This window comes from Acidovorax sp. (genome assembly GCF_022763525.1).
Classification (GTDB): domain Bacteria; phylum Pseudomonadota; class Gammaproteobacteria; order Burkholderiales; family Burkholderiaceae_C; genus Acidovorax.
Window position 1 is genome coordinate 1 of record NZ_JALEGG010000225.1, and the last position, 3,851, is coordinate 3,851.

At 62.9% G+C, this 3,851-nt stretch carries 6 protein-coding genes; 5 read left to right on the forward strand and 1 reads right to left on the reverse strand.

What is annotated here, in order from left to right; genetic code table 11:
- On the forward strand, nucleotides 1–521 hold a 521-nt coding region (locus MRY84_RS17535), incomplete at its 5' end, for a hypothetical protein (RefSeq protein WP_291506985.1).
- Here MRY84_RS17535 and MRY84_RS17540 read toward each other — a convergent pair.
- On the reverse strand, nucleotides 518–937 hold the full coding sequence (locus tag MRY84_RS17540) for a hypothetical protein (protein ID WP_291506986.1): 420 nt from the start codon (nucleotides 935–937) through the stop codon (nucleotides 518–520). The genes MRY84_RS17535 and MRY84_RS17540 overlap by 4 nt on opposite strands.
- A 295-nt stretch (nucleotides 938–1,232) precedes the next feature.
- Between MRY84_RS17540 and MRY84_RS17545 the strand changes: the two genes are divergently transcribed.
- The 4 genes from MRY84_RS17545 to MRY84_RS17560 are packed head-to-tail and all read left to right on the forward strand — an operon-like array spanning nucleotide 1,233 to nucleotide 3,788.
- A complete protein-coding gene (locus MRY84_RS17545) occupies nucleotides 1,233–2,300 on the forward strand; it encodes a hypothetical protein (protein WP_291506987.1) in 1,068 nt (355 codons plus the stop codon).
- A 2-nt stretch (nucleotides 2,301–2,302) separates the two neighbouring features.
- Complete coding sequence (locus tag MRY84_RS17550; RefSeq protein ID WP_291506988.1) at nucleotides 2,303–2,689, forward strand: holin; 387 nt, start codon at nucleotides 2,303–2,305, stop codon at nucleotides 2,687–2,689.
- Nucleotides 2,679–3,284 (forward strand): glycosyl hydrolase 108 family protein, encoded by a 606-nt coding sequence (locus MRY84_RS17555; protein ID WP_291506989.1) that lies wholly within the window; start codon nucleotides 2,679–2,681, stop codon nucleotides 3,282–3,284. The genes MRY84_RS17550 and MRY84_RS17555 overlap by 11 nt, the downstream gene beginning before the upstream one ends.
- A 3-nt stretch (nucleotides 3,285–3,287) precedes the next feature.
- Entirely contained in the window at nucleotides 3,288–3,788 is a 501-nt protein-coding gene (locus tag MRY84_RS17560; RefSeq protein ID WP_291506990.1) for a hypothetical protein, read from the forward strand.
- The last annotated feature ends 63 nt before the right edge of the window (nucleotides 3,789–3,851 follow it).

A 3,851-nucleotide genomic window follows, 5' to 3' on the forward strand; every position in this document is an offset into this window, starting at 1 on the left:
CGTTTTCCATCCTGGTTGTCGACCTCGAAACCGCCATCAATGAAGGCGTGGAGCCCTTCCACGTATTCGATTCCGACAGCAAAACCGCTCCCTACTACGGTCCTCTTTACCTCCAACGGTCTTGGAGCGGTACGGACTTCAGGGCGTCGGTAACCAGGGCTGTCTGCGGCGACGAGTCCATATGGCGTCCCAACCTGTTGATTCTGGATCGCTTGGCCGTGTATCCCGAGCACAGAGGCCAAGGGGTAGGGCTCTTGGCCATACGCGGTTTGATCGAGCGGTTCCGCATGGGAATAGGGCTCATCGTCATGAAGCCCTTTCCGCTGCAGTTTGAATCGGAGCCCACATCCCCGAAAGACGTTGAAACGCGCCGCCGTCTTGGCCTGGACGACTTTCGGATGGGCTACAAGCCCGCACTTGCCAAGCTCCGCAGCTACTACGCCACCCTGGGGTTTAGGTGCATCCCACGCACGAGCCTGATGGGCCTCGCGCCAGAGCACTACGTTCCGAATCTGGATTAGGGCTGGCGATTTGCCAGGATAGATGAGAGGCTAGCCTGAAGCCTTCTGCTGTCCGGCGCTAGCGAAAGCGCCTGCAACAACCCTCCTGCCTGTTGGCGGGCTGCGTCTGGCAACCCATCCAAGGCCCGTGCAATGCGGGCTATTGCTGCGTCAACAGTAGGTTCCGGCAGGGAGCTGAACTCCGGGGCTGATACGGTTTTGGGTTCCGTTCCGTTTAGTACCCAAGCCTGCGAAACACCAAACAAACGTTGAGCGTTGAGGGCCCCGGCCTTCGACACGCCTCGGCGACCCCAGTTGGTCACGACCTGATCTGACTCGTTGAGCGCGCGTGCAAGTGCTGCGGGGCCGACGATCTGGTGCTCGGCAGCAACGGCGAGTAGGCGGGTCAACGATTCGTGGCGCAGTCGTTCGGTCATGTTCCGCATTATGCCCGCCGGATACCAAACGTTGCTAAACGAGTGTTCCGTTTTTCTTAAATCACGTGTAGTATCGCTACACATGACTGAAGCCGAAATGATCGTCGCCAAGCACGGGGGTGCTTTGGCCCTCGCCAAGAAGATGGGGATCTCCGAGAAGTGGCTGCCGCATCACCTACAACGCCGACGGGACCGTCAACACGGTCAGCTATCCGAGCGGCGCTCTCACGCGCACCGAGACCTATGCGTACACCGGCGGCGTGCTCTCGGGCATGACCGCATCCGAGGCCTGATGATGAACATGGAAATTCTTGCCTTCAACGAGGCCCGACTGGCGAAGCTCGCCGCGCAGCTTGGCGCAGCGCCTGCGGTTTTTCGCCTGTTCAATCAAAACGGCACGTTTACGGTGCCGTTCCATTGCATGGCAGACATCCTGCTGGTCGGTGGCGGTGCAAGCGGCGGAATCACATATTCCAACGGAACTGTCGGCGGGGCTGGTGCTGGCGAGGTGGCCGTGCTCCACAGCAGGGAGTTTGCCGCCGGGACTGTTCTCAACGTCACTGTTGCATCTGGTGGGGCGGGCCAAACCCGGAACACGGTAGGCCAAACACAAGGTGTCGCCGGTGGCACAACCCGTATGTTCACCGCTTCGGGGTTCGACTTGCGCGCGCTCGGCGGCCAGCCGGGCGGTGTAGGGACGGGGTTCCAAAACGGCGGGGCTGGGGGCACTGGCGGCTCTGCATTCTCCGTCGGTGCCGATGGTGCGCTGCACTACGCTGGCGGCCCCGGGGGCACCGCTTCATCCGCATCTTTTGGTGTGGCCGGCGGCGGGGCCGTGAACATCATGGGTTGGAGCGACCCAGCGACACGGCTGGTCGGTGGGTCTTTCAACACTGGTACTGGTGGCGCCGGTGGTGCTGGCGTTGGCGGGCAGGGCGGCGATAAGAACACCGCGACCTCTGCGAGTTTTTCGCCCGGTGGCGGATCTGGTGGCCCCGGTGACAACGCCCTTTCTGCTGCGGCTTCGGCAGGGGTCAACGCGATTGGAGTTCGCACCCAGGCTTCCGTTTCGTCCTTGGCGACCTATGCAACATGGTGCTTGGACTATTTCGGTGGCGGCGGGTACACGAACGTGGCCCCCGGCCCAGGTGGAGGCAGCTCGGGGGATACCGTGGCAAACCTTAAGGCCTCTGGCATTTTTGGGGGCATGGGTGGCGCCTTCAACGGTTCCACAACCGTCATCACCCTGCCGCAGGCCGGTATCGGTGGCGGTGGCGCCGCATTGCATATCACAAGCACCACAGGCTGGTTCTCTGGTCGCGGTGGGGACGGTCTGGCAGTCCTCATGCTGCGGAGGCTCTGAACATGAAGACTGAAACTCTCGATACCCTGGCCAACGTGGGCAGCAAAGTAACGACGGCGGGCGCGACCACGAGTGTCGTCGGCACGTTCCTCATCAACAACATGGTGGGGATCATTGGGCTCCTCATTGCGTTGGCGGGCTACCTGACCAACGTGCACTACAAGCGCAAGGCCAGCAATCGGCGCGACCTTGAGCTGGCGCTCAACACCCGCGCGACCGAGCAGGCGTTGGAACTGCAGCGTGTTGAAGCCGCGCAGAAAGCGGCAGAGCGAGCGCTGCGCATGGACCTCATGCTTGCAGGTGTGGACGTGGGCCCGCCCCCCAGCGATCTCGCACCTCTCACCTCAGTGCCTACGCCTGGCGGGCGGGAGGACGAAGATGAGCGATAAGGCCAAGGTCTGGGGCTCGCTCGGGGCTGCGGTGCTGACCATCATCGGCGCCGTGTTCGCCGTGGAGAAGGGATACAGCAACAATCCGGCTGACCCAGGCGGAGAGACAAACCACGGCATCACCGTTGCAGTCGCCCGCCAGGACGGCTACACCGGGCCCATGCGCGACCTGCCCAAGGAGCGAGCGCAGGCCATCTACATCAAGGACTACGTCGCGCGCCCAGGCTTTGAGCCCATCATTGCGATGTCGCCCGCCGTGGGCCAGAAGATCGTGGATGCAGGCGTGAACGCTGGCACGTCGCGCGCATCGCGCTGGTTCCAGACCGCGCTCAATCTCATGAGCCGGGGCGGGCAGGATTACCCGCAGGTGGCTGAAGATGGCCAGATCGGGCCGCAGACGCTGGCTGCATACCGGGCGCTGGAGCGTAAGCGTGGACGCTTCAAAGCCTGTGCGCTTGTCGTGAAGCTCATCGACGTACAGCAGGGCGCCCACTACATGAGCCTGAACAAGCCCATGTTCATCGTGGGCTGGGCGGACCATCGCCTGGGCAACGTGCCGCTGACTCGGTGCGCTGATTCCGTGCGCCAGGAGTAGCCCGTGAACCTGACCCTTGTAACCCACCTTGCCACGGCCTTCATCACCGCTGCTTGCGCCTGGTTCTTTCAGGACGCCCGCATGGACGCAGCTGTCGCGGATGTGCGCCTGGAAATGTCCCATGCCGAGGTTCGAGCCGCTGGCGAAGTGATGCGCTCCGTCAAGCAGGCCCGCGCCGACGAGCGCGGCATCACTACTACCTACCAGGAGGCCCTGAATGCTGCCCGAACCCGTGAAGCGCTTCTGCGCACTGAAATTGACCATCTGCGCCGTGCCTCTGACGGCCTGCGGGACCAATCCGCCGAAGCCGCCCGCCGCCTCGCTGCAGCTCCCCCCGCCGCCGTCCTTGAGTACGCCCTTGCCCTCGGAGCCGTATTCAACGACTGCCGCGCCGCGTATGCAGGAATGGTCGAAAAAGCTGATGGGCACGCAAGTGATGTTCGAACCCACCGAGATGCCTGGCCAGTAGTGCCTCGCCGTACGGCTGGCGAGACTCCATACTGAAAGCTGTCCATGACCAGCAAAAGCGAGGGCTGAGCCATGAGCGTTGCTGGGGTGGACACCCCA

Bases quoted from the DNA above. Each gene is read 5' to 3' on its own strand.
- MRY84_RS17555 (WP_291506989.1), top strand. From the start codon at position 2,679: ATGAGCGATAAGGCCAAGGTCTGGGGCTCGCTCGGGGCTGCGGTGCTG.
- MRY84_RS17545 (WP_291506987.1), top strand. From the start codon at position 1,233: ATGAACATGGAAATTCTTGCCTTCAACGAGGCCCGACTGGCGAAGCTC.
- MRY84_RS17540 (WP_291506986.1), bottom strand. From the start codon at position 937: ATGACCGAACGACTGCGCCACGAATCGTTGACCCGCCTACTCGCCGTT.
- MRY84_RS17550 (WP_291506988.1), top strand. From the start codon at position 2,303: ATGAAGACTGAAACTCTCGATACCCTGGCCAACGTGGGCAGCAAAGTA.